At 66.0% G+C, this 25413-nt stretch carries 25 protein-coding genes; 6 read left to right on the top strand and 19 right to left on the bottom strand.

What is annotated here, in order from left to right:
• Nucleotides 1–52: 52 nt before the first annotated feature.
• A complete protein-coding gene (locus tag CP556_RS10015; protein ID WP_098725487.1) occupies nt 53–418 on the top strand; it encodes a 4a-hydroxytetrahydrobiopterin dehydratase in 366 nt (121 codons plus the stop codon).
• Here the strand turns inward: CP556_RS10015 and CP556_RS10010 are convergent.
• From CP556_RS10010 to CP556_RS09970, 9 genes are all read right to left on the bottom strand, one after another.
• Complete coding sequence (locus CP556_RS10010; RefSeq protein WP_098725486.1) at nt 385–597, bottom strand: hypothetical protein; 213 nt, start codon at nt 595–597, stop codon at nt 385–387. The two genes, CP556_RS10015 and CP556_RS10010, sit on opposite strands and share 34 nt — an antisense overlap.
• Nucleotides 598–658: 61 nt before the next feature.
• Nucleotides 659–1045: a hypothetical protein gene (locus CP556_RS10005; RefSeq protein WP_098725485.1), complete on the bottom strand. Its 387-nt coding sequence runs from the start codon at nt 1043–1045 to the stop codon at nt 659–661.
• A 519-nt stretch (nt 1046–1564) separates the two neighbouring features.
• Nucleotides 1565–1822, bottom strand: coding sequence for a HalOD1 output domain-containing protein (locus tag CP556_RS10000; protein ID WP_098725484.1), 258 nt, complete (start codon nt 1820–1822; stop codon nt 1565–1567).
• Between the two features lie 203 nt (nt 1823–2025).
• Complete coding sequence (gnd, locus tag CP556_RS09995) at nt 2026–2925, bottom strand: phosphogluconate dehydrogenase (NAD(+)-dependent, decarboxylating) (protein WP_098725483.1); 900 nt, start codon at nt 2923–2925, stop codon at nt 2026–2028.
• Nucleotides 2926–3143: 218 nt separating this feature from the next.
• Nucleotides 3144–5114 carry an ATP-binding protein gene (locus CP556_RS09990; protein WP_098725482.1) on the bottom strand — a complete coding sequence of 657 codons (1971 nt, stop codon included), beginning with the start codon at nt 5112–5114 and terminating at the stop codon, nt 3144–3146.
• 80 nt (nt 5115–5194) lie between these two features.
• On the bottom strand, nt 5195–5629 hold the full coding sequence (locus CP556_RS09985; RefSeq protein ID WP_098725481.1) for a hypothetical protein: 435 nt from the start codon (nt 5627–5629) through the stop codon (nt 5195–5197).
• Between the two features lie 95 nt (nt 5630–5724).
• Nucleotides 5725–6189 (bottom strand): copper resistance protein CopD, encoded by a 465-nt coding sequence (locus CP556_RS09980; RefSeq protein WP_098725480.1) that lies wholly within the window; start codon nt 6187–6189, stop codon nt 5725–5727.
• Between the two features lie 78 nt (nt 6190–6267).
• Complete coding sequence (locus CP556_RS09975; RefSeq protein ID WP_098725479.1) at nt 6268–6822, bottom strand: hypothetical protein; 555 nt, start codon at nt 6820–6822, stop codon at nt 6268–6270.
• Nucleotides 6823–6916: 94 nt separating this feature from the next.
• On the bottom strand, nt 6917–7399 hold the full coding sequence (locus CP556_RS09970) for a deoxyuridine 5'-triphosphate nucleotidohydrolase (RefSeq protein WP_098725478.1): 483 nt from the start codon (nt 7397–7399) through the stop codon (nt 6917–6919).
• 271 nt (nt 7400–7670) lie between these two features.
• On the opposite strand from CP556_RS09970, the gene CP556_RS09965 reads away from it, so the two are divergent.
• The 4 genes from CP556_RS09965 (at nt 7671) to CP556_RS09950 (ending at nt 12122) form a co-directional block, all read left to right on the top strand.
• Nucleotides 7671–9641, top strand: coding sequence for an aconitate hydratase (locus CP556_RS09965; protein ID WP_098725477.1), 1971 nt, complete (start codon nt 7671–7673; stop codon nt 9639–9641).
• A gap of 156 nt (nt 9642–9797) precedes the next feature.
• The gene (locus CP556_RS09960) at nt 9798–10721 is read left to right on the top strand and encodes an LLM class oxidoreductase (RefSeq protein WP_098725476.1); all 924 of its coding nucleotides are present in this window, start codon (nt 9798–9800) and stop codon (nt 10719–10721) included.
• Between the two features lie 140 nt (nt 10722–10861).
• Nucleotides 10862–11836: a quinone oxidoreductase family protein gene (locus CP556_RS09955; protein ID WP_098725475.1), complete on the top strand. Its 975-nt coding sequence runs from the start codon at nt 10862–10864 to the stop codon at nt 11834–11836.
• A gap of 100 nt (nt 11837–11936) precedes the next feature.
• Nucleotides 11937–12122 (top strand): hypothetical protein, encoded by a 186-nt coding sequence (locus CP556_RS09950; RefSeq protein ID WP_098725474.1) that lies wholly within the window; start codon nt 11937–11939, stop codon nt 12120–12122.
• A 95-nt stretch (nt 12123–12217) separates the two neighbouring features.
• On the opposite strand, the gene CP556_RS09945 is transcribed toward CP556_RS09950, so the two are convergent.
• From CP556_RS09945 to CP556_RS09915, 7 genes are all read right to left on the bottom strand, one after another.
• Nucleotides 12218–12724 (bottom strand): 8-oxo-dGTP diphosphatase, encoded by a 507-nt coding sequence (locus CP556_RS09945; RefSeq protein WP_098725473.1) that lies wholly within the window; start codon nt 12722–12724, stop codon nt 12218–12220.
• Between the two features lie 255 nt (nt 12725–12979).
• Nucleotides 12980–13867, bottom strand: a complete 888-nt coding sequence (speB, locus tag CP556_RS09940; protein ID WP_098725472.1) for an agmatinase — start codon at nt 13865–13867, stop codon at nt 12980–12982.
• Nucleotides 13867–14241, bottom strand: a complete 375-nt coding sequence (locus CP556_RS09935; RefSeq protein ID WP_098725471.1) for a translation initiation factor IF-5A — start codon at nt 14239–14241, stop codon at nt 13867–13869. Before CP556_RS09935 ends, speB begins: the two co-directional genes overlap by 1 nt.
• A gap of 525 nt (nt 14242–14766) precedes the next feature.
• Complete coding sequence (locus tag CP556_RS09930; protein ID WP_098725470.1) at nt 14767–15840, bottom strand: enolase-like domain-containing protein; 1074 nt, start codon at nt 15838–15840, stop codon at nt 14767–14769.
• An 86-nt stretch (nt 15841–15926) separates the two neighbouring features.
• A complete protein-coding gene (locus CP556_RS09925) occupies nt 15927–17606 on the bottom strand; it encodes an asparagine synthase-related protein (protein ID WP_098725469.1) in 1680 nt (559 codons plus the stop codon).
• A 135-nt stretch (nt 17607–17741) separates the two neighbouring features.
• Nucleotides 17742–19418 carry an ABC1 kinase family protein gene (locus CP556_RS09920; protein WP_098727356.1) on the bottom strand — a complete coding sequence of 559 codons (1677 nt, stop codon included), beginning with the start codon at nt 19416–19418 and terminating at the stop codon, nt 17742–17744.
• Between the two features lie 76 nt (nt 19419–19494).
• Entirely contained in the window at nt 19495–19857 is a 363-nt protein-coding gene (locus CP556_RS09915) for an Hsp20/alpha crystallin family protein (protein ID WP_098725468.1), read from the bottom strand.
• A gap of 629 nt (nt 19858–20486) precedes the next feature.
• Between CP556_RS09915 and CP556_RS09910 the strand changes: the two genes are divergently transcribed.
• Nucleotides 20487–21803, top strand: a complete 1317-nt coding sequence (locus CP556_RS09910) for a molybdopterin molybdotransferase MoeA (protein WP_098725467.1) — start codon at nt 20487–20489, stop codon at nt 21801–21803.
• Nucleotides 21804–21806: 3 nt separating this feature from the next.
• Here the strand turns inward: CP556_RS09910 and CP556_RS09905 are convergent, their stop codons facing one another.
• The 3 genes from CP556_RS09905 to CP556_RS09895 all read right to left on the bottom strand — a co-directional run bounded on the left by CP556_RS09905 (nt 21807) and on the right by CP556_RS09895 (nt 25253).
• Nucleotides 21807–22460: a DedA family protein gene (locus tag CP556_RS09905; protein WP_098725466.1), complete on the bottom strand. Its 654-nt coding sequence runs from the start codon at nt 22458–22460 to the stop codon at nt 21807–21809.
• A 72-nt stretch (nt 22461–22532) separates the two neighbouring features.
• Nucleotides 22533–23660 carry a serine hydrolase domain-containing protein gene (locus tag CP556_RS09900; protein ID WP_098725465.1) on the bottom strand — a complete coding sequence of 376 codons (1128 nt, stop codon included), beginning with the start codon at nt 23658–23660 and terminating at the stop codon, nt 22533–22535.
• Between the two features lie 114 nt (nt 23661–23774).
• Nucleotides 23775–25253: an MATE family efflux transporter gene (locus CP556_RS09895; protein WP_098725464.1), complete on the bottom strand. Its 1479-nt coding sequence runs from the start codon at nt 25251–25253 to the stop codon at nt 23775–23777.
• Nucleotides 25254–25413 lie beyond the last annotated feature (160 nt).

Raw genomic sequence — 25413 nt, 5'->3', positions numbered from 1 at the left:
GACGACACGGCCTCCCCGAATCTTCACGTCGTTCCCGGTCGTAGTGTCATCCATGTCCGAACCAGCGCTCGCCGACCAGGAGTGCGAGGCCTGTACGAGCGAAGACGAACCCCTCGAGTTCGACGAGTACGCCGACTTCCTCGCGGAGATTCGCGACGACGTCTGGGACGTCGTCGACGACCACCACCTCGAGGGAACGTACGCGTTCGAGGACTTCCGAGACGCCCTCGAGTTCACGTACGAGGTGGGCGAGTTGGCGGAGGAGGAGTGGCACCATCCGGATATCCAACTCGAGTGGGGCGAGGTAACGATCGAGATGTGGACGCACAAGATCGACGGACTCCACAAGACCGATTTCGTGATGGCCGCTCGGATGGACCGCATCTACGCGGAGTACGAACCCGAGGAGGACGCGTAGCGCTGGCGATCCCGTATCGACCCGACGGCGATTCCAGCGGCCTCTCGATCGCCGCTCCCGGCGGCTCGCTGACGACGGCCTATCGCGGCCCGGAGCCGGAGGCGCTCGAGCGTGAGCGCCAGCGCGAGACCGAAGACGACTGAGATCCGGGGTTCTCGAGGCCGAGTACGGAATCCCATCGCCGTACTCGCTCGGCGATCGGGGTCGATACAGTCGGCGGCCGGCGGTATCGGTAGCTGCCTACGAGCGAATGAGTCGGGCCCGAATCTTCGTCTTGCCATCTGGATCCGCTCGAATTTCGTACGTGCCGGCGTCTTCGATCGCGACATCGAACGACGCGTCGGCCTCGACGGTTTCGCGGTAGATCGATTCGACGGCCCCATCTACGTTGACGATACGGATACTGGCACCCCCGTCGTATCCCGTGACGTCGACGGAGATCACGTCTCCCGCGTCGGCGTCGACGCTGTAGTTCGACGCGGTGGCGATCGTTACGTCGACGACCGTTTCCGGTTCGTCATCGTCGCCGTCACCGTCGGAATCGGCGTCGGTCTCGTCGCTCGAGCAACCGGCGAGTGCCGGTATGAATACTGCACCGCTCCCGTAGAGTACCGGCCGCCTGTTCATATAAGTTCAATCGGACAATATATTGATAAGAGTGGCTACTGCGAGCCGCCGGGCTCGAGTTCGACGGCACTCGAGTCCGGTTCCGACGATCGTCGTCGCGCAGCGCTATCGACCGTCGGATATCTTTCGGGATGCCTCTCGGATACTGATCGGGGCTGCGTGAGAAGTGGTACGCTGGCAGGGGACGTGGCACGCGAAATTAAGTGACTTTCAATGTCGCGCGTCGCCCTGCCGTACTTCTGTATACCGTGGTACCGATAATACGTCTGTCCCCAAATCACGTTGGGACTGACCGAACGAGGAACTCGATCGGCGTTCGTCGAAACCGACACCACTGCTCGGAGTGGTGGCATCTCCTGTGAGCGCTCGAGCGAGCGGCCACCGGTTGCGTTCGAGCCTACTACCCCGGCTCGAGACCAAACTCGCAGCCACTGAGCGACGCGCCCTCGAGAGAGCAGAACCACAGCGAAAATACGACGATTGCCCGTTCCCGACACGACTCCCCCGTCAGCGTCGAGACTACGTCGAAAACTCGGTGTCGATGAGGTCCCCGCTCGACCCGTCGACCGAAACACCCGTTTCCGCGAGCGAGATCTCGACGCCGTCGGTACCGTCCGTGACGGAAACGGTGTACCCCTGATAGGAGAACTCGAGGCGTGAAAAGCCGTCAGCGTCGGGAAGCGAGTCGAGGAGGTCGGGATCGATCGCGTGGTACAGCGGCTCGGTCTCGAGCGGATCGGCGCCGTCCGCCTGAGCGACGAGGTCGATGACGGTCATGCTGATAGACATCTCTCCCGAAGCGGATGGCGACTGAGATGTGTTCATAGCCGCCGATCCGGGTCGGAGAGTAAAGAAGATGACTCAATATTTCCCTGCGCCGGTTCCGGATAAAAGAACGGTTCGACGCGGCCGGTCGAATCGCTGTCACGACCGATCCGGATCAAGTACTCGCGTCTCCGGCGTGCGGTGTCAGCGCACAATCAGTTCCGTCTCGGGACCTCGTGCCGACCGAAGCCGTACCGGAGTCGGTTTGCGAGACGTCGCGAGAACCGGCCGTCGTCGGCCCGCGAACCGAACCGTTCGGCCAGCGCGGTGTAGATCAGCGGCAGGGGGACCTCCTGTTCGAGCCCCTCCTGGACGGTCCAGGTGCCGGTCGAGCCGCCTTCGATGCGATCGGCGACTGTCCCGAGGTCGGTTCCCTCCTCGCGGAACGCCTCCTCGCAGAGTTCGAGCAGCCACGAACGGATGACCGCGCCGTTGTTCCAGACCGACGCGACGTTCTCGAGGTCCAGGTCGTACCGCCCCTCGTGGAGCAGCTCGAACCCCTCGCCGTAGGTCTGCATCAGGGCGTACTCGACGCCGTTGTGGACCATCTTGACGTAATGGCCCGAGCCGGCTGGGCCCATCCGTTCGTGGCCGTCGGGACCGGTGGCGACGGCGTCGAAGACCGGTTCGAGTTCGTCGTAGGCCCACTGGGGACCGCCGACCATCAGCGAGAAGCCGAGTTCGGCACCGGCGGGGCCGCCGGACGTGCCGCAGTCGAGATACGCCGCGGGGCAGGCCTCGGCGCGGCGGACGGAGTCCTCGAAGTTGGAGTTGCCGCCGTCGACGACGATATCGTCACCGTCCAGGTGGGGCTCGAGTTCCTCGAGGGTGACGTCGACCGCATCGCCGGCGGGGACCATCAGCCAGATGCGCTTGTCGTCGTCGAGTCGGTCGACGAAGTCGTCGATCGAGTCGGCGGGGTCGGCACCGGCGTCGGCCGCCGCCGCGACCGCGTCCTCGTCCAGGTCGAAGGCGACGACCTCGTGGCCCGCCGCGATGGTACGCTCGACGACGATCTGTCCCATCCGTCCGAGTCCGATCAGGCCCAGTTGCATGGATAGGCGTCGGCCGCCCGGTGTGGTAGTGGTTGCGGTTCGGTGGCGGTCAGTGTAGCAGTGGTTGCAGTTCGGTGGCGGCCGGTGTGGCAGTGAATACGGTTCTGTGCGGTCGAGTAGCAGTCTCGGTTCATTGCGGCCGAGAGGTCCGTTCGATAGCTGCAGCGGGCTCGGTCGATCGTCGTGGCGGCCCGGACCAGCCTGGCCGCAAAATCGGGTCAGGAACTCGGCCGACCGCCGGATCGCACCGCGTCCGAGGGGTCGGACGGCGCGGCCTCGAGCGTGATTTCGACGCGACTGCCGCCGATGGTCGACTTTGCGAACGAGATGCTGCCGCCGTAGCTGTCGATCATCCAGCGGACCAGCCAGAGGCCGAGGCCGCTGCTGTGGGTCAGTTGCGTGATGTCGGTCTCGCCGGTGACGACGTCGATCTCCGCCGGCGGGATACCGGGGCCGTCGTCGGCGACCGAGAGGTGAACCGCCTCGCCGTCGCGGGTGACCGACACCTCGACGGTCGGCTCCGGCCCCGTGTGCTGAAGCGCGTTCTCGAGGAGGTTGTCGACGACGGCTCGCAGCCCCGGATCGGCCCACGCGCGGCAGGCGTCGGCCGTCGAGACGGAGAGCGTGGCGTCGGCGGCGTCGAACGCGTCGACAGCGTCGTCGATGATTTCGGCGACATCGATCGGCTCGAGATCGCCGTCCCGATCGAGTGCGTACTGAATGGTCCGCGTTTTCTCGCTGGTCCGGGCGAGGCCGGTCGCGGTCTCGCGGAGCCTGTCGGCGGCGGCCACGAGGGCATCGTCGTCGAGCCGTTCGGAGAGCAGTTCGGCGTAGCCGATAACGACGGTGAGATCGTTGCGCAGGTTGTGCCGGAGGACGCGATTGAGCACCTGCAGATACTGTTCGCGCTCTTTGCGTTGGGTGATGTCCCTGACGACGCTGACGGTACCGCGGAAGCTCCCGTCGACGCCGGGTAACAGCGAGCACTCGATCTCGACCGGGAACCGCTCGCCGTCCGCGGTCGTGTAGGTCGCCTCGAGGGGACCGCTGTCTCGCTGGGGATCCGCGAGCAACTCCTCGACGTGTCGGACCGCACGGTCGTAGGCCTGCTCGTCGAAGATGAGCGAGACGTGTTCGCCGAGGAGGTCGTCGCGATCGTATCCCAGACGCTCGGCTAGCGGGTCGGTCACAAGCGTCAGCCGGCTGTCGCCGTCGGTCGCATACACCATCCCCTCGACGGTCTCGAGGACCCGTTCGTGCCGGAGGAGGTCCTCGCGGCGGTCGGCTCGTTCGAGCGCGGCCGCCGCGCTGGCCGTCAACAGCTGTGCGAGTTGGACGTGGTGGTCGTCGAACGCACCGCTGACCGGCGAACCGACGTTGAGGAGGCCGTGGTCGGCAATCGGAATGGTCATCGCGCCCCGAAGCGGTCCGTAATCGTACTGCGAGCTGTTCTGCAGGTCCTCGAAGATGACCGGTTCGGATCGACGGAACGAGTCACCCATCTCGCTCTTGGAAACGTCGACGCGCTTTCGCTCGCTGAACAGGTCACCGACCGCGTCGGAGGCCGCGGTGAGGACCAGGTCATCGGCGTCGCACTCGTAGAGGCGAACCGAGACGACGTCGAAGCCGAGCACCCGTTCGGCGGCGTCGACGACGACCTCCGCGACGTCCTCGCGCAACTCACAGGAGAACAGGGCTCGCGTCGTCTCGAGCAACTGGGTCACGACGTCCGCGCGGTGGTTCCCCACGGAGACGGGCTCCCGGTTGCCGTCTCGCTCGGCGAGGGGGGCTCGAGCGCCGGGCCCGGCTCGGATCGAACCGGTCGCCGCCCGGTGAGCGTCGGTGTTGTCGACCGAGAGGGTAGCGACGCGGTCGACGAGCGTCTCGTCGGTCGCGCCGGCGAAGTACTCCGTCGCTCCCGCACGCGTCGCTGCGGCCGCGGCGGTGCCGTCGGGCGTCGCCGTCACGTAGAGAATCGGGACTGACGGCGCGGCCTCGCGCACCGCAGCGACGGTCTCGAGGCGGTCGTCCTCGCGCCCATCGACGACGACGCAACTAACGGCGGCTGTTTCAACGCGATCGACCGCCCGAGTCCGTTCTCGCACCGTCACGATCTCGAATTCGACCGCGAGTTCCCCCATCGGTGACTCGTTGCCGACGAAGACGACGGGCTGCCCGGTTCCAGTCACTGTCGGCCCAATGGAGGGAGCCATCCGGGATTACTGTTATGGCAGATGGGATCGGAATAGCTTCGGGCTGCCGACTGCGGTTACTGAATCGGTTCCTCGAGGTGGGCCCAGCCGATCGCATCCAGAACGACGATGCGATCGTTGTATCGGACGTATACACCGTTGTACGAACCGGTATCGGCATCGTAGTAGGGCAGTGACTGGCGGATGCGGTCGACGACCGACCACGCGCCGTCGCTCTCGAGCGTGATGTGTTCCCACTCGTCACGCGCGCCGTTACGGACGGCTCGATCCAGCGCTCGGCGAGCGCCGGGAATCTCGCCGAGTCGTCGTGCGGACGCGTCGACGACCGTCGCGTCGTCCGGAACGTCGGCCGGGCCGACGAGACGGGCGCCGAGATCCGCTTTCGATCGCGACGTGCAGGTTCCTGTTCGCTCGGAGCGGAGAACGTAGCCGGCCACAGCAGCTGATCCCACCGCGAGAAGCGAGATGGCCATGTCTTTACCCCTGATCATTAGCGAGTACCTTACAGTAACTGACTAAGTATCTTTCGCAAGAATGTTCATTTCCGAGAGGTTCGATGTCGAAAAACGCCCGTCAGCGCTGCAGGTCACAGAAGTCGTCCGACGTTCGCCGAAAGCAGCCCGGCGACGACCAGCAGTCCGACGGCGACGACGGCGGCCGCCCGGAACACCGGTAGCGCCTCGCGGGCCGGCTCACGGATCTTCTTCCCGGTGAGCCCGGCCTCGAAGCGCTTCGCCGCGATCTCGACGAGTGCTGTCAGGGCCAGCCAGAGCGCGACCATCGCGAGCACCAGCCGCCCGTTGGTCGACCCGAACAGGCTGTCGGCCGTGTAGACGGTGCCCGCGAGGTGACTCCCCGAGAGGAACAGGACGAGCGAGCTCACCCGGGAGACGGTCGTGAGCTTTCCCGAGATGACCTCGAGCGGGCGGGTCGTGTTGAACGCGCCGTCGCGTGCCAGTGGCAGGACGACGGCTGCGACGAAACAAACGCTACCGGCCCAGAGTGCAGCAAAGACCAGGTGAGTCGTTCTGGCGACGAGCGCGTCGACCATACGGAGCCGCTCGAGGAGCGGGCGTATCAGGGTTCCGACTTCCAGCCGAGAGACAGTCCGTCTCGCCGTCACGTCCCGCTACTCGAGCCAGTCGGGCGTCCACGCGACCAGTCGTCGCCGAAGGAGCGCGTAGACCAGCGAGACGGTGACGCCGCCGGCGATCACGGCCGTGAGCCAGCCGTCGAAGACGACGAGCGCCGGGATCGCGAGCGCGACGCCGAGAACGGCGTCTTCGGGGGCACCGTCGTAACGGATCCACCGCCGCGGGCGTATCCATCGGCCGCGAACGTGATCGTAGACCGCACGCTCCGTGCGATCGTTCCATGGGTCCATCTCGGGGCCGCCGCCGATCGAATCGCTCGCGGCGTGTAGCCAAGCCGTGACGACGAACGCGGCCAGCGCGAGCGTGAGAATCAAGGGTGAGACGGCGGCGAGGACGACCGCGGGGACGGCGACGACGAGCCCGGCGACGGGAAAGTGGAGCGTCCGCCGATGCGTACGGATGAGGTCGAAATCGGGGGCGAGCCCGCCGAGGATCGCACCGACCGCCAGCGCGACCGCGAAATCGGGGGCCACGTACGCGACCGGTGCGACAACCGCGAGCCCAGTGAATACGTGGGTAGTCGCCATCATCGGGTGTCACACGAGTAGACGCGGGGGAGCGCCAAAACGGTACGCGAACCGGTACCGGCTCGCCGGTGCCGGGGGACGAAGCGACGCCAACCGGCTACTCGAGGTTCTCGCCCTGATAGCTCCCATCGTAGACGTCCTCGTGGTCGGCTTCGGCGAAGACGAGCTGGGCGATTCGAGCGCCGCGCTCGAGTTCGACGTCGTGGTGGACCTGTAACAGTCCCTCGCCCCGTCCCTCGTAGCCGGCGTCCCAGACCGCCGTATTGAGCATACAGGAGTTGCGCATGAGCGAGGAGCGGGGATAGACGAAGCCGACGTGGCCCTCCGGAATCGCGATCCGCTCGCCGTAGCGGACGACGTAGCTCCCCGTCGGCAGGTAGTAGGTGTCGGGATCGGCCTCCTCGAGTTCCTCGAGCGGGCGAGCGACGCGGTCGCCGATCTGTTTGCCGTCCCGACCAATGCGGCCCGGTTCCAGCTGCTCGAAGACGACGTCGGCGGTGAGATCGACGCCGTTGGGCTGGACCTGCGCGTCGGTCGTCGGCGAGACGTGGTCGGCGACGAAGGCACCGGAACGGAACATGTCTGTTGGCTCAACGCTGCGGCGACGGCAAAAGCGTATCCGTTCGCGACGGCTCGACGGGTCGGTACCAATCGACACGAAAGCCTTTGGACCGAAACAGCGCTAACGCCCCGGTAGCGAGTGAACGACTGGGGTCTGCGTCTCGTCTGACGAGCCGGGACTCAATCGGCAATACTTACTCGAAACCCTCCGTTCCGGACCCCCACACGCCGGTCAGCCCTCACAGAAACACGCTGGATTTATCAGGACGGAAAGCCGAGTTCTGGGTGCTATGGGACAGACTCTCACCGAGAAGATTCTCGACGACCACCTCGTCGAGGGCGAACTCGAGACCGGCGAGGAGATCGGGATCGAGATCGATCAGGTACTTACCCAGGACACGACCGGGACCATGGTCTGGCTCCAGTTCGAAGCCATGGGGCTGGACGAGGTCCAGACCGAGATCGCAGCGCAGTACTGCGACCACCAGACATATCAGTTCGACTTTAAGAATACCGACGACCACCGTTTCCTGCGTTCTGCGGCCGGTAAATACGGGGCACATTTCTCTCGCCCCGGTAACGGCATCTGCCACAACGTCCACCGCGAGAACTTCGCTGCGCCCGGCAAGACGCTGCTCGGTTCCGACAGCCACACCCCGACGCCCGGCGGAATCGGCGAACTCGCCATCGGCTCCGGCGGGATCGACGTCACCGTCGCTATGGGCGGCGCACCGTACTACATCGAGATGCCCGAGATCGTCAGCGTTCGCCTCGAGGGCGAGCTTCCCGAGTGGGCCACCGCAAAGGACGTCATCTTGGAGCTGCTCCGCCGACTGAGCGTCAAGGGCGGCGTCGGCAAAATCCTCGAGTACACCGGTCCGGGCGTCGAGACCCTGACCGCACCCGAGCGGATGACCATCACCAACATGGGAACGGAACTCGGCGCGACGACGTCGATCTTCCCGACCGACCACCAGACCGAGGACTACCTCGAGCGCGTCGGCCGCGGCGACGAGTACGTCGAGCTCCAGCCCGATGACGACGCCGACTACGACGACGAGATCGTCGTCGACCTCTCCGACCTCGAGCCGCTGATCGCACAGCCCTCGATGCCCGACAAGGTCGTTCCCGTCAGCGAAGTCGAAGGCGAGTCCGTCGAGCAGGTCATCGTCGGCTCCTGTACGAACGGCGGCTACGAGGACATCCTCCCCGTCGCCAAGATGCTCGAGGGACGCGAAACCTCGATGGAGACCGAAACGATCGTCGCGCCCGGCTCCAAGCAGGCCTCCGAGATGCTCGCCCGCGAGGGCTGGGTTGCGGAGATGATGGCCGCCGGCGTCAACTTCTCCGAGGCGACGTGTGGTGCCTGTATCGGCATCGGTCACGTCCCCTCCTCGGACTCCGTCTCGCTGCGAACCTTCAACCGCAACTTCGAGGGCCGCTCGGGTATCGAAGACGACAACGTCTACCTCTGTTCGCCGGAGGTCGCCGCCGCCGCCTCGATCAAGGGCGAAATCGTCGATCCGCGTAACCTCGCCGACGAACTCGGCGACCTCGAGGCCCCCGGCATCGAACTCCCCGACGAGTACGACGGCTCCAAGACGGACCTCATCAGTCCCGACGAGGCCGTCGACGACGAACTCATCAAGGGCCCGAACATCGGCGACGTCCCGCTGAAGGACCAGCTCGGGACCGATATTGCGGGTGAGGCGCTCCTGAAGATGGAGGACAACATCACGACCGACCACATCATCCCTGCGACGCAGGACATCCTGATGTACCGGTCGAACGTCCCCAAGCTCTCCGAGTTCACCCTCTCGCGCGTCGACGACACCTTCGCCGACCGCGCGCTCGAGGCCGACGGCGGCTTCCTCGTCGCCGGCGAGAACTACGGACAGGGCTCCTCGCGTGAGCACGCTGCACTCTGTCCGATGTACCTCGGTATCGAGGGCGTCCTCGCACAGAGCTTCGCACGCATCCACCGCGCGAACCTCTTCAACTTCGGGATCATCCCGCTGACGATCGACGAGGACACCTACGAGAACATCGATCAGGGCGACCAGATCGAGATCGTCGACGACGTCTACGACGCCGTCACCAGCGGACAGGAAGAGTTCACGGTCCGCGTCGGCGACGAGGAGTACACCGCAACGCTCGACGCCTCCGAACGCGAGCGCGCAATCCTCGCCGCCGGTGGCAAGCTCGCCTGGACGAAAGACCAGGCCGAAGGCGGCAGCGGTGCCGCGCCCGCCGACGACTGATCAGAGCCGACGACTCGGCCGCCAATCCGCGACCCGAATGTTCCACTTTTTGTTTCGCCGACGACTGACGACGCTCTCGAGAGCGCACTCCGATAGCGCCGTCTCGAACGGCGTCGTCCGATATCGTCATAGGGCTCCGCCCGATAACACGAGCGAATGCCTGCCGGTGGACACGAAAACGCGGGCTATCGACGCCTGTTCGAGAGCGACGGCCTGACCTTCGGTGCCGGCTTCCCGCTCACGGGGTCGAACCGCTCGACACCGAACGTCGCGGACGAACTCCGACTCGCGAAACACGCGGAGGCGGTCGGATTCGACGGGCTCTGGGCGCGGGACGTCCCCACCTACTGGCCGAAGTTCGGGGACGCCGGCCAGACGTTCGACACTTGGCCGTGGCTCTCCCACGTCGCGGCCCACACCGACGACGTCGCGCTCGGCACCTCGAGCGTCGTCCTCACGCTCCGCCATCCCATTCACGTCGCGAAGTCCGCGGCGACCGTCGACCAGCTTTCAGATGGGCGACTCGTCCTCGGCGTCGCCTCCGGCGACCGCGACCCCGAGTACCCCGCCTTCGGCGTCGACCGCGAGGAGCGCGGCGACCTGTTCCGCGAGTCCGTCGAGGCCCTCCGGACGGTCTGGCGCGAGGACTTTCCCGAACTCGAGGGGCGATGGGGATCGCTCGAGGGGGACCTCGACGTCGTTCCGAAGCCGACGGCGGAGACGATTCCGCTGTTACCGACCGGCCACGCCCGCCAGTCCCGCGAGTGGATCGCCGAACACGGGAATGGCTGGTTGTTCTATCACCTCCCGGAACGCACGCTGGAAGACTACCTCGCGGACTGGCGCGAGGCCGCGGGACAGAAGCCGTTCGCCATCGCCGTTCAGGTCGAGTTAGCCGACGATCCGACGGCCGACCCGGAGCACCTGCACCTCGGATTCCGGGCCGGCATCGAGTGGTTTCGGGAGTACTTCGGCCGACTCGAGGCGATGGGGCTCGATCACGCGATCGTCGGGATCCGGAACGACGACCGCGAGGCGGCGCTGTCGACGTTCGCCGACGAGATTATCGAGCAATTGTAGTCGTTTCTGCCGCGACCGATGCCGGTTCCGTATCAGTTCAACTCGAGTTCGATACACTACGGACCCGGGAAACATACAACGGAGTGTTCGTTCACTCCGGTTCTCGGAGCTTTATGCGGGAGTCTCGCGTGAGACCTCGTATGAAAGCGATCGAGGTAACCGAGTACGGCGACAGCGACCGACTCGAGATCATCGACGCGGATCGACCGGAGCCGGGGCCGGGCGAGGTTCGCATCGACATCAAGGCGGCGGGGATCAACTTCGCCGATATCATGCAACGGCGCGGCCACTATCCGGGCGGTCCCGAGCCGCCGTATGTTCCGGGGATGGAAGCCGCGGGAACGGTCGATGCCGTCGGCGACGGCGTCGAGGACGTGTCGGCGGGCGACCGCGTCGTCGCGATGCTCGACACCGGCGGCTACGCCGAATCCACCACCGTCGACGCACAGCTACTCTTTCCGATACCCGAGGCGATGAGCTTCGAGGAGGCCGCCGGCTTCCCCGTCCAGTTCCTCACCGCCCACGCCTGTCTCTTCGAGTGGGGCGGCCTCGAGGAGGGCGAGTCCGTGCTGATCCAGGCCGCCGCGGGCGGGGTCGGAACGGCCGCCGTCCAGCTGGCGTCGAACGCCGGCGCGGAGGTCTTCGGCACCGCGAGCACCGCCGAAAAGCTCGAGCTCGCCTCGGATCTCGGCTGTGACCACCCCATCAACTACACCGAGACGGACTTCCGCGAGGTAATCGAGGAGGAAACCGACGGAGCGGGAGTCGATCTGGTCCTCGAGAGCGTCGGCGACGACGTCTTCGAGCGCAGCCTCGACGCGATGAGCCACTTCGGCCGGATGGTTACCTACGGCGTCGCCAGCGGCGTTCCCGCCGAGGTGAGCAACCGGCGGCTGCTCTTCGAGAACAAGACCATCAAAGGGTTCCACCTCGGGCAGGCCTCCGTCCACGATCCGGGCAGAGTCATGAAGGCCGTCCCCGAGTTGACCGACGGACTCGCGAGCGGCGACCTCGAGATCATCCTCGGCAAATCGTTCGCGCTCGAGGACGCGGCGGCGGCTCACCAGTACATCGAGGACCGGAAGAGTTCGGGAAAGGTCGTGTTGAAACCTTGAAGTGGCTTATATCCGGGTTCCAAACTCGATTGACTCGTCTTATCAGTTGTCGGACAGACCGTCCATAACACCTGTATGGATCGCGGCGGAATGAGTTTGCGTGAGCATAGATCCGGCTTGCGATCCGGACGATCTCGAGGAAGCTCTCGAGGCGGGAGAGACCACGATTTCACGTGCGGCCGAACTCGCAGAACTGACCGTCTGGGAGTTGCAGCAGTTCATCCGTGAGCACGATATCACGTGGATCGACGAAAACGGACTGGAGTCAGATCTGCAAGAGCTTTGAAAGACGGGTTCGATACGACGCTGCTGTTGCCTTCGTAAACGTCGCGCGGATCTCACTGACGACAGTTCGTGAAGACACGCCCGTTACTCCTGTTCTCACTCGTCCGTATCTGCCTCGAACGAGACATTCCATTCGAGGTCGTGATCAACGAATTCGGCCTCGTCCAGCGGGTCGCCGCCCTCGAACCTGAACTCGCCGACCACCGTTTTCCCCTCGAGCACGCCGGGCAGCCACAGCCGGTCGTCGTCCCACATCTGATCGTAGGGGACGTCCGCGACGGAAACCCACTCCGGGTGGGCCTCCTCGGACGAGGTGGGCTGCCCGTCGAACGAGCGCGTGCGGTAGACGTGGCAGACGGTGTGGCCCTCGCCGTCGAGCAGAAAGGTGAGTTCGCCCGCCTTGTCGAGGTCCGTGACCTCGAGGCCGACCTCCTCGCGGGTTTCGCGGATTGCGCATTCTCGAGGGGACTCGCCGGGTTCACGTTTTCCGCCGGGGCCGTTGTACCAGCCCTCGCCGAGCCCGCGGCGTTTCTCGATGAGCAGGACCTCGTCGGCGTCGTCACCGCCGTTCCGGAGCGGGAAACACAGCGTCGCCTCGATCATACGCGGGAATTCGATCGGAGGGTGAAAAACGTGCGCTCTCAAGCGTATCGAGTCTCTCCTGAAAAGAGAACGACGCATAGAGCGTTCTGCTATCGTGGCAACAGGGAGTAGCCACACCCTCCCCAACCGATTCGCTCACTCACTGCGTTCGCTCTCTCATCCCTCGCACGGTGTTTGTGTCGGGGTTCGCCGTTGGCTTCACCGCGACCCAGCGCGCGCCACCGCACTACTTTGAGAAGGAACGAGAAGTCCAGTTCACCCGTCAGCGTGCGAGAAGACGAACTCCCGGACCAGTTTCGCTGCCAGAGCCGCGGCTTGGCCGTCGTCGCGGTCGTTGACTTCGACCACGTCGAAGCCGTCGGCGTGGGGGGCGACGGTTCGGACGACCTCGCGGAGTTCGCGGGGCTCGAGCCCGAACGGCTCCATCGTCCCGGTCCCCGGCGCGTAGCCGGGATCGGCGGCGTCGATATCGACGCTCAGGTAGACCTCGCGGTCCGTGAGCCGGTCGTCGGGATCCCACTCCGCTACGTCTTCGGGCGGAACGACGGTCACGTCGTCCGCGGCCGCCCGGTCCCACTCGGATTCGCTACCGGTGCGGACGCCCAGTAGAATGACTTCCGCGACGGAGTCGACGTCCTCGAGGATCCGCCTCGTCACGGCGGCGTGCGAGAGCGGATCGCCGTCGTAGGCGTCGTACAGATCGAGATGGGCATCGAGACAGACGAACACCTCGGGTTCCACCGCGCGGGCACCGGCGAGCGAGACGGTGTGTTCGCCCCCTAGCGTCAGGGGAACCGCGTCGTTCCAGACGGCTTCCCGCAGGCTGCTCGTGAGATACTCGAGGTAGGCTTCGACGTCGTTCCACGCGCGGACGTCGCCCCGGTCGACGACGCCGAGCTCCGAAAAGCGCCGGTCCGTCCGGTGGTCGTAATCGTCGAACGGTGTCGCAAAAGATCGGATCCGCTGGGGCCCGAATCGGGTCCCCGGCTGAAAGGTCGTCGTTGCGTCCAGGGGCGCACCGACGACCGCGAAGTTCGCGCCGCCACGGTCGGACTCTCGCCCTTTCGCGTCGGTCTCACCGTCACGATCGGATCGATCCGCCGTGTCGGTCGCCTCGCGTTCGTCGGTCGCCCCGGGGAACATCAGACGATCTTTCGGTTGTCTTCCATCTCGAGGTACTCGATGTCTTCGTCGGGGGAGACGTCTTTGTCTTCGGGGATGCGCATCGTGATGGTCTCGTAGGTCTCGAGGTCCATGACCTGCATGTCGTTACCGTCGACGGAGACGACCTGGCCCTGTTTTCGCTCGATGATCGGTACCCAGATCTTCGCGTCGACCGGCTGGGAGAGCGAGCGTTTCTTCCCGTCGAAGACGCCCTCGGCCTCGACGCGAGCCTTGGCGCTGCCGTGTTTGCCCGGCTTCGCCGTCGAGTAGGCGTTGATCTTACACGGCGCGTCGTCGATCATGACGTAGCTCCCTTCCTGGAGTTCGCGAACTTCGGTCTGCTGTTTCGCCATGTCCCGGCGTAATCAACCGACGGCCATAAACCGTTTGGAATGCCCCGCTGGGGCGCGTTCGGTGTGCTGTACTGCCGAATGTCAGTTTGTGTCACAATTCGCCGCGGCTCATTGGGGAATCACACGAGGAGGGACGCCAGACGGGAAGACAGCACTGGTTCGGTTGGACCGGCCGTCGGCTCACCGAATCGGTCGCTCCGTCTCGATCGGTCGGCAGTGTCCGGTGATCGTCGTGCTCGAGCCACAGTCACGTGAACTCGCCGCACGCGGGTGAAAATCCATATATTTTCATAGGAGAGATCCCAACCGGAAGGATGTCCGGGTGAAAAACTCACATCCAGGCTGGACCGCGGACCTCACATCCATCCAGTCCAACCCGGACTTCTTCGATAGACACGAACGACAAAAGTTCTACTGCCCGATTACGGTGGCGGTTGACACGATATCGGTATCGATTGCTCCGAACCCTTCGTATGGCTGACGGGCTCCGCTCAGTCGCTGCAGTTCACCGACACGGGTCGATTCCTACTCGAATCCGAGTGGATCGGCCGGTGGCTCGAGCGGGCTCCGGGGCAACTCGTTCCCGACCGCGGGATCGTTGTACGCCCGCGGTGCGACGTCGTTGGGGCCGTCGGGATAGCAAAGCGACGCCACCGTCTGTATCTGACCGCGGCCGACGCCGAGCTCGAACTGGCCGCCGCCGTACAGCCGGATATCGCGTTCCTCGCAGTGGGCGATCGTCTCGAGCAGCGACTCGAGCGAGCCGAAACGAGAGGGTTTGACGTTCAACCAACTGGGCTCCCACGGGAGCGCCTCGATATCCGCGAGACCGTGAATCGGTGCGTCCCAGGAGACGCGGGAGCGAACGGCGGGATCCTCGAACAGCGGCCGCGTCTCGTCGGTCAGGTTGGGATCCTCGATGACGGCGTCGGGGAACGCCTCGAGAACGAGTTCGTACAGCTCGGGATCCGCCGGCACGTCGACGTCGGTCCCCTCGTATTGCCCCTTCAGGTCGAGGATGCGGACCGAATCGGTGCCGACCGTTTCGTCGATGGCCGCAACGAGATCGGCGTCCCACGCCGGGGTCGGATCGAGCTTGAACTCGAGGTCGGGAACTCGCTCGCGAAGCGCCTCGAGCCGGTCGGTGGTCGGCGGTTCGCCGAGGCGAGTGCTGGCGACGAACCGGACGGGATCGGCGCTGCGATCCAGCACGCTCCCGAGATCCGTCTCCGCGCGCCGGAGCGCGAGGTCCAAGGCAGCGCTCTCGAGGCCCCATCGTCGGTAGTTCCGAAAGACGTCGCGGTCGGGTTCGCCGCCCGGGAAGAGATCGAGGTCCGCGAGCCGATCTGAGAACGACCCGACGGTGTAGTCGCCGGTGAGGTCCGGGAGCCCCGTCTCCGCCAGCCGGTCGTGGTCTTCGGTTTCGTAGGTGACGTCCTCGCCGCGGCCCGTGATCGTGCCACCGTCGTCCGGATCCGGTCCCGAGAGCGAGAAGACCGTCGTCACGCGAGTGAACTCGCTCGAGGTCTCGCGCTCGAGACGCTCGGTCGCGACCGACTCGATCGTCAGCGGCAGATCGGCGATCCGATCGTCGTTCATACGGGCCGTACGGCCCGACGTGGAAAGAAGCTTGGCAGCGTCGCGGTGCTGGAGCTACGATGGACGGTATCGCGTCGGTCGACCGCTCACACGGATCTGATATCGGACCGCTGTGCGGATGTGCGCTCGGAAACCGACACGATCCGGCTGTGCGGCGCGGGCTCGAGGTCGTCCGATCGCAGGACTCGGTCACGCCAGACGGCGTAGCCGGCCAGGTTCCACGCGAGGCCGGGGGAGTGGTCGACGATCTCGCCTCGGATATCCGGCGCGAACTCGGGAACGTCGTAGCGGTCGAAGACCGACTCGAGGGGACCCGACGATAGGAATCGGTCGGCCGGGAAGTTCCCGTTCCCCTTCGGCTTGCTCCGGTCGTAGTCGGGATACCACTCGCCGAGCAGGTTCTTCGGGACGTGTTTGGGCTCGCCGTCGTGGACGTACCGCTCCGACGACTCGAGGCCGAGGGCGAGTTCGGCGACCGCCTTGCCCGCGAACGGCGTGTACATCTCGCGGCCCCGCGCGAGGCCCGCCTGTCGCCAGACGGTGACGGCGTCCTCGCAGAAGAAGTCGACCCACTGGCCGACGTGGACGTGACGGGCGTAGTCGTCGCCGGTCGCGCCGGGGACGCGATCCATCGCGTACTCGTAGCGCGCCCGCTGTCGGCGCTCGAACTCACGCCGACCGATCGCGTCGACGGCCGACTGACGGTCCGTGTACAGCGCAAAGCGCAGCGCCTGTCCGTCGGGATCCGACGGATGTCGAGTGAGTTTCTCGAGTTCGGAGCGATGCCGGCGAAGCTTCTCCACCACGGGCGGCACGTACCGAAGATGCCGGGTCCGCCACACCGTGCGCGCGACGTCGAGCTGGCCGCTCAGACCGAAGACGGCGTCTGCAACCTGTCCGCTGACGAGCGTGTCGCTACCGTCGTATTCGCGGTATATACCGTCGAACGTCGGCGTCTGGAGCTGGTGGGGCGGCATCCCAAGCGCGTCGACGGCCGCCTCGAGGCGCTCGAGGTACGACGATTCGGTCATCTCGACGACCTCGCGATCGGTCTCGACGAGGGCGTTGGCGCGGTCGGCGTACTCCCGTTCGAACTCCAGTTCGGGCGTGTCGAACGAGCCGGTGACGCTCTCGGTCGGGTTCGTCAGGTACGGCTCGAGGACGGTCGAATCGACGCCGCCGGAGAGCATGAGCGACGCTTCGTCGGCGATGGGAGCACAGACCGCCGACAGCACCTCGTCCAGTCGCTCGTGTGCGCTCTCGGGCGTGAGTCCGGACTCCGGCTCGAGCGTCTCCGTCAGTTCCGTTCGCGGCATCGTCTCGCCGGGAGACCAGAAGAGCGTCTCGCCGTGACCAAGCCGGTCGATTCGCTCGACGTAGGAGTCGATCGGCGTCGTCCGATAGAGCAGGTGATCGGCCTTCGCGCGGGATGGGACCCGCCGATCGGCGGGCTCGAGGCGGGCGAGTGCGTTCCGAAACAGGTCGGTCAGGACGGGCTCGCCGCCCGAATCGAGACAGTAGAACACTTCGTAGGCGGACGTGATCCCGCGGTGGGCTCGGATCGTCGGCTCGTCCGCCCGCGCCGAGAGGACGATGACCGTTCCTTCACCGGGGTGCGAATCGTGGTGCGCTTTGACGTCCCGAAAGTCGGCTCCGTCTTCGATCACCGACCGAAGCTCACGCCGATGCGTTCCACAGAGGATCCAGCGTCGGTCGTCACGGCGAACGACCTCGGCGTTCGGATTCGCGAGCAGTACTGTCGCCATTATCGTCCCAAACCGGAAGGGAAGCTATTGTTATGGGACGGATACTCCGCTCGAGTTGACTATCAATCGACGATGAACGCTGCAGTTACGTCCGACGAAGAACGGTGCAGTTACGTCCGACGATGAACGGTGCGATTACTCCTCGCCGCGACGCTGGCGCAGGTTCTGTCGCGTGAACTGCGGCCGGGTGCCGATCGATTTCGGCGAGCGAAACGACCGGTAGAGCTGGATCGCCACGAGCACCGAGAAGACCGCGGCGACGATCGATCCGCGGGGTGCCTCGAGGGCGTAGAGGACGCCCATCGAGAACAGCGACATGGTGAGCAACATGCCGTAGACCAGCCGCTTGGCGAGTTTGTCGAAGACGTTCTCTTTGTCCTCGACGCCGATGCGGACGAGGAGGTCGTCGCGGTCGAGGCGGTCGAGCGCCCGCTCGGCCTTGGGTGCGAGCCGCGTCAGCGACTCGCCCGACCGGCGGAGCTGTCGGCCCGTCTCGTCGAGATACTGTCGGATAGACTCCTCGCGATACCCCTGCTCGGTCAGGTAGTCGGTCGCGGTCGAGATGAAGTCGAAGTCCTCGTCGAGGGTAACGCAGACCCCCTCGACGACGGTCGCGACCCGGAGGACGAGCGCAAGATTCTTCGGCAGCCGGAAAGGGAACACGTAGATCGAGTCCTCGATCTGGCCGACGATCTGATTGACGCGGTACTGCTCGACGTCCTCCCCGCGGGCGTCCTGGATCGCGATCTCCATCACCTCGGCCATCACACCCCGGTCGGCGTCCGGGCTGAGCGTCCCGATCTCGATCAGCGCGTCGAGGATCGCGTCGATGTCCTGGTTGGCGACGGCGACGTAGAACTCGATGATCTTCTCCTGGACGAACGGGTCGACCCGCCCCGACATCCCGAAGTCGTAGAAGACGATCCGGCCGTCGTCGGTCACCGCGAGGTTTCCCGGGTGCGGATCGGCGTGAAAGACCCCGTCGTCCATGATCATCTGCAGGTACGCTCGCTCGAGGTTCTCCGCGACCTCGGTTCGGTCGATTCCCGCGCGCTCGAGTTCCGCGAGGTCGTTGATCTTCGTTCCCTCGATGTACTCCATCGTGAGCACGCGCGGACCGGAGTGGCTCTCGATCACGTCGGGGATGAGAAACCGATCATCGTCCGCGAAATTCGACCGAATCTCGGCGAGCATCTCCGCCTCGCGCTCGTAGTCCATCTCCTCGCGGATCGTCTTCGAGAACTCCTCGGCCAGGTTCTCGAGCGAGAACGACCGGGCATCGTCGACGAAGTACAACAGGAGCGGCAGCGACCACTTGATGACCCGGAGATCGGCCCGGACGAGGTCCTCGATCTCCGGGCGACGAACCTTCACGGCGACGTCACGGCCGACATCGGCGTTCGTCCCGGACGTTCTCCCCTCGGCCCGTTTGCTCTCGGCCCGCTCCCGTTCGGTCTCGGGGTCGAGACGCGCTCGGTAGACCTGTCCAAGACTCGCGCCGCTGATCGGCTCGGTGTCGAACGCGGCGAAGCGCTCGTCAACGGGCCCGAGTTCGTCCTCGAGCACCCGTTTCGCGCCCGGCCAGGGAGCCGGCGGCACGTCGTCCTGAAGCGACGCGAGGGTGTCAATGTACGCCGGCGGGAGTACGTCGGGGCGGGTCGACAGTAACTGGCCGAGTTTGATGAAGGTCGGCCCGAGTGTCAACAGCGACTCGAGCAGCACCTCGGCCCGGTGGCGGTGCGTCTCGGAGTCGACCTGTCGGGGACGACCGAACAGGAGAAAGCGCCGTCGGTCGCGGGCGTAGGCGAGCAACAGCGGGAGGAACTGCCGGGCGACGATGACGAATCGCTTGTACACGCGGAGGGAGGCCAGCCTCGGTCACCCCGTGTTAGGCGTCCTCGTCGACGATGTCGATCGTCGTCTCGCCGCTCGTGCCGCGTTTCGGGAGGGTCAACTTGAGGACGCCCCGATCGACCGTCGCTGTCGCGTTGGCGTCGGAGGCGTCATCGGGGAGGGGCAGGTCGACGTCAAGGAAGAGCGAGCGGTTCTCCTCGACGTACTGGTAGTCGTCGGTCGGCTCCTTCTCGCGGTGGGCGTCGATAGCGATCCGACCGTCCTCGATCGCGAGGTCGAGCGACTCGGCGGACACTCCGGGCACGTCGAGCACGAGCAGGTAGGCGTCCTCGCTCTCGAGCAGATCGAAGAAGACGTCCTCGGAGAGATCCCGCAACGCGTCGCGGAGCGCAGACATGGATACAGGTTCGAACGCCGATACGAAAAACCCCGCGGTCGCGGCGAGACGTCGATACCTTGTGGACGATCTATGACGATTTCATTGATGAGTTGTATCCGGAGAAGAAGAGTTCTGTGTCACTCCGACCTCACCAACCGACGTGCAGTGGCGTGCGCTGTCGGTCGTCTGAGCGCTAGCGAAGGCTTGTCAGAGCGTGCTCTGACAGTGGATGAGCGAATAGTGCGGGACCAGAGGTCCCGCATACCATGCGAACGGGCGCTGCGCGCCCGTGAGCAGACGAAGTGAGCGAATCGGCTGGGGTGGATGAGGAAATTCTCTGTTGCCACGATAGCAGCACACTCTCACGTCCCCTCTCTGGGCTGATCGCTCCATACATACGGAATGGACGGAGTGATCGTCTGGAAAGGGCGGTATCCTGCTATCGTAGCAACACGGGGGAGCCACGCCCTCCCCAGCCGATTCGCTCGCGACGTTCGTCGCTCGCTCATCCCTCGCACGAGTTCGAACCGCGGTTCGCTGTCCGCTCACCGCGATACAGCGCGCGCCACTGCAGGCCGACCCTCGATTTGCACGCTCGAGCCGCGGGTTCCCCCACGCTTTTGGCCTCCGGCGACTCGAGTCACCGTATGGAAGGTGCCGACCGCGAGCGCACGGAGGCCGGGTTCAAGGTGCGGACGCCGGTCGACGAGGCGCGTCGGATTCTACAGGAGGCGCTCGAGGGGAGCGGGGACATCGATTCGGACGTGCCCTGTGGGACCGAGACCGTCGACGTCGACCGCGCGGACGGCCGCGTCCTCGCCGCGCCCGTCGCCTCGGCTCGAGACGTGCCACACTACCGGCGGGCGGCGATGGACGGCTACGCGGTTCGGGCCGCGGACACGTTCGGGGCCAGCGATCGGTCGCCCGAAGTGCTACGAATCACCGAACCCGCTGTGAGTTCCGACGACGAGCACGCTACCGCCGACCGGATCGAGCCCGGAACGGCCGCCCGGGTCCACACCGGCAGCGCGCTCCCGGAGGGAGCCAACGCCGTCGTCATGATCGAACGGGTGACCGAACTCGAGTCTGCCGGCGAACTCGAGGTCGAAGACGCGGTCGCGGAGGGCGAAAACGTCGCGCCCGTGGGAGAGGACATCGAGGAGGGCCAGCACCTGTACGACGCCGGCCACCGGCTCCGACCGTCGGATCTGGGGCTCCTGCGATCGGCGGGTTACGGTCGCGTCGCGGTGGCCCAGCAACCCACGGTCGGCGTCGTGCCGACCGGCGAGGAACTCGTCGCGGGTGACCCGGACCCCGGCGAAGTCGTCGAAACCAACGGGCTCACCGTCTCGCGACTGGCCCAGCGCTGGGGCGCTCGAGCCACCTACCGCGACGTAGTCACCGACGATCCCGAGTCGCTGCGCGTGGCGATTCAGCGGGATCTGACGAAGGACGCGATCGTCACGACCGGCGGCTCCTCGGTCGGCGAGCGCGACCTCCTCCCGGAAGTGATCGACGATCTCGGCGAGGTGCTGGTCCACGGCGTCGGGCTCAAACCCGGTCACCCCGTCTGTCTCGGAGTCGTTCAGGACACCCCTGTACTCGCGCTGCCGGGCTACCCCGTCGCCTGCATCGTCAACGCCGTCCAGTTCCTCCGGCCGACCCTGCGCTGGCTCGAGGGCACGGAGCCGGCGTCACATCCCACGAGGCGAGCCCGTCTCGAGCGCAAGATCCCCAGCGAACCGGGAACGCGGACGTTCGCGCGAGTGAAACTCGAGGATCGCGACGCGGACGGCCTCGGTCCCGACGAGCCTCGATACGAGGCGATCCCGACGCGGGCCAGCGGCTCGGGCGTCCTCTCGAGCGTCGCGCTGGCCGACGGCTGGGTCGTCGTCGACGACGACCGCGAGGGGATTCCGGCCGGCGAGACGGTCAGCGTGCAGGACTGGGAACCGAACGCCTGAGTCCTACTTTGTTCCGTCACGCTGCCGCGAACGCAGGACGACCCACAGGCCGACCGCGAGCGCGGCGGCCGCGACCACTCCGGTGAGGACCGGCCGATCGACGGCGACGTCCCAGGCGGCCGCGAACAGCGACTCCCGCCGACCGTAGTAGACCACTGCGCCGACGGACGCGTAGAACAGGATTGTGCCGACCGCCGTGTAGACGCCGAACCGGACCCGCGACATGCCGGCGAGCCCCGCGGGGATGGAGACGACGGAGCGAAGCGCCGGCAGGAACCGGCCCCAGAGGACCGACCACGTTCCCCAGCGGCGGAACCACCGCCGGCCGCGGTCGATCGTCTCCTCGGAGACGTTAATCCGGTCCCGAAACCTGCCGAGGCCGCGCGATCCGGGGCCGCGAAACGCGTAATAGGGGACGAACGCGCCGACGGTCCCGCCGACGGTCGCCGCCGCGACGAAGACCAGAAACGAGACGGGGCCGCTGATTAGCAACGCGGCTGCGGCCGGGACGACGACCTCGCTCGGAAAGAACGGGAAGAGCATCGACGTCTCGAGGAAGACGAAGATCAACAGGGCGAGCGGCCCGTACAGCCGGATGAACCGCAGTGCGGTCGACCCGAAATCGATCCCGAAATTCACCAGGCCGAGCTCCGCCATGGGCGGGCTTGGGCGAGGCGACCTATCACTGTTCGGCCGGAACGGTTCGGCGACGGACGGGCCGTCGGCAGCTCACCGGAGCGCCTCCCGAACCGCGTCAGCCAGCGCGTTCACGCGGGCGACGTGTTCGTAGGAGCCGTCGCGGACCCCGTTGGTCACGTAGGAGAAGCCGACGTTCTCCTCGGGGTCGGCCCAGCCGACGCTGCTACCCAGCCCCGCGTGGCCGAAGACGTGCTCGGGCGAGAGCGAGCCGTACGGCGCGACCGTCGTGCCGCCCTTCCAGAAGCCCAGCGCGAACCGTCCCTCCCGGCCGATCGTCCCGTCCGCGTCCGTCTCGGCCTGGACCTCCGCCATCCGCTCGACGGTCTCGGGTTCGAGGAGTTGCGTCCCCTCGAGTTCGCCGCCGTTCGCGAGACAGGCGTAGAATCGGGCCATGTCGCCGGCGGTCCCGATACCGTTGGCGGCGGGGATCACGGCGCGGTGGACCTCCTCCGAATTGAACGGGGCCGCGACCTGTGTGTGATCGCCCAACCCCTCGCCGGGGTCGCGACAGCGGTCGAACTCCTCGAACCCGACGAGCGTCGCCACGTCGTCCTCTTCGTCCTCGCGGAGGCCGATGCCGGTGTCGTCCAGTCCCAACGGATCGAAGACGCGCTCTCGAGCGGCCGTCTCGATCGGCGTTCCGGACACCCGCCGGACGAGTTCGCCGACGAGCCAGCCGAAGGTCAGCGCGTGGTAGGCCGGCTGTTCGCCCGGCGTGAAGTTGGGCTCCATCGCCTCGAGCTGCTCCACCACGGCGTCCCAATCGCCCCAGAGGTCGGGCCGGTCGTCGATCTCGCCGCGGTTCAGTCCGGCGGTGTGGCTGAGCACCTGCCGGACGGTGATCCCGGCCTTCTCGGTCCCCTCGTCGGCGAACTCGGGCCAGTGGTCGACCACCCGGTCGTCGTAATCCAGTTCGCCCTCCTCGACCAGCGAGTGCAGCGTCACCGCTGCATAGGGCTTCGTACTCGAGAAGAGGACGTGGCGCGTCTCGCGGGTCTCTTCCGGGCCGTCCGGCGCTTCGACGCCGCCAGCGAGGTCGATCACCGGCTCGCCGTCGACGTAGACCGCTAGCTGCGCCCCGTGGTGGAGCCCGACCTCGAGGTGACGATCGAAGAGGGCTGCGATGCGCTCGCGATCCGATTGGGCAAGTCGTGACATACCACAACCATCCAGCGGCGGGTTTGTAACCGTTCCCCTCGCGATCCGAGCGCGGTAGCAGGGGCTGTGCTGGGGTTCCGGGCGATGCGAACCCGACCACGTCCGTGTCGAGGGCTAATCCCCGGGCGACGACCCGGGACGATACGATCGACTGATGGCCTTCCACTGGCCGGTCGAAAACCGGTAGTACGTGACGACGGCGGGAACGAACGTCTCGAGGATCAACGCGGCGTAGAGCGCCCCGATCCCCAGCGGCGTGACGGCCTCGAGGAACGGGAGCGGAACCGAGACTGCACCGAGGAAGGCGACGGGGAGTGCAGCGCCGTAGAGACCGAGCACCTGGCCGTAGAACGGCCAGCGGGTGTCGCCGCTGGCGCGGAGCGGCCCGGTCGCACCGCTGCTCACGCCGCGGAAAACGACGCTGACGCAGGCGACCGCGATGAACGCGGTCACGAGCGGCAGGATCGACGGGTCGGCGACGAAGATGCGACCGACCTGTTCGGCGAAGACGAGGACGATGGCCCCGCTGACGAGGTAGACGCCGGTCCCGAACCAGAGGACCTCGCGGCCGTACGTGTCGGCGTCCCGTTCGTCGCCGGTGCCCAGTTCCTGTCCGACGAGACTGCTCGAGGCGAGCGAGAAGCCCCAGCCGGGCGTATCCATCAGATCCCGGACACGGCGAGCGACGACGTAGGCGGCGAGCACGTTCGGTCCGAAGAGGGCGACGATCGCGAGCATCGGAAACTGCGCCGCTCGCCGGGCGATGTTCGTGAAGACGAGCGGCGTTCCGATATCTAGGACGGTCCGGAGTTCGCCGATCGTCGGGCGCGGCCACGCCACGTCGATAGTAATGGGGAACTCACCGATCAGCGGGAGCCGACCGACGGTGAACCCGGTGACGAACGCGGCCAGGACGAGCACGTTCGCGACGACGGTCCCGATGGCCGCGCCGACGACGCCCAGCTCGAGGCCGAAGATCAATACCGCATTAATGGTCACGTTGACCACCGCACCGCCCGCTCGGAGCATCATCGGCGTCCACGCGTCGTCGGCACCGACGAGCGCCCGACTGCCGATGAGATTTAGCCCCGCGAACGGGATCCCGATCGCGACGACCCGGAGGTAGTCCGCACCGTAGGCGATCGACGCGGGGTCGTTACCGACGAGCGCGATCAATCGCTCGGGAACCGTTCCGTACAGCGCGGCGAGCGGAAGCAACAATGTGAGGACGATGACGCCGCTCGTCGTGACCGCCAGCGTGACGCCTTTCGCCGTCCCCCCGCTGTAGCGCTGGGAGACCAGGCCGATCGTCGCACCGGCGATCCCGCCACCGATCGCAAAGGCGATCGCCCAGTAGGGAGTCGCGAGTCCGACGCCCGCGATCGCCGCCGGTCCGAGAGCGATTCCGACCATCGCGATGTCCGCCGCGGACTTCGACATTCGGGCGATCCCCGTGACGATCCGCGGCCAGGCGAGGTCGGTCGTCCGCTCGACGCGTCGGGGATCGATGACCCCGAGCCGTGCGAGCAGGTAGCCGACCGCCAGCAGGAACCACCGGAAGGGGTTCGGGACGGCGCTCCATCGGAAAGACACGGGCGACGGTCAGTGATCCGGCGCTAAAACACTTCAGATTCCGACATTTATAATTAAAAATCGGCCTGTTAGAGAGTGTCAATTGCCACATATCGGTTGTTTCGTCACGATCGTTCGGTACTGAGTAACGAATACCGAACGACGTGATGGAAGCCACTGT

This window comes from Natrinema sp. CBA1119 (assembly GCF_002572525.1).
GTDB lineage: Archaea > Halobacteriota > Halobacteria > Halobacteriales > Natrialbaceae > Natrinema.
The sequence above is the reverse complement of the archived record's forward strand: the minus strand, read 5'-3'. Positions and strand labels throughout refer to the sequence as shown.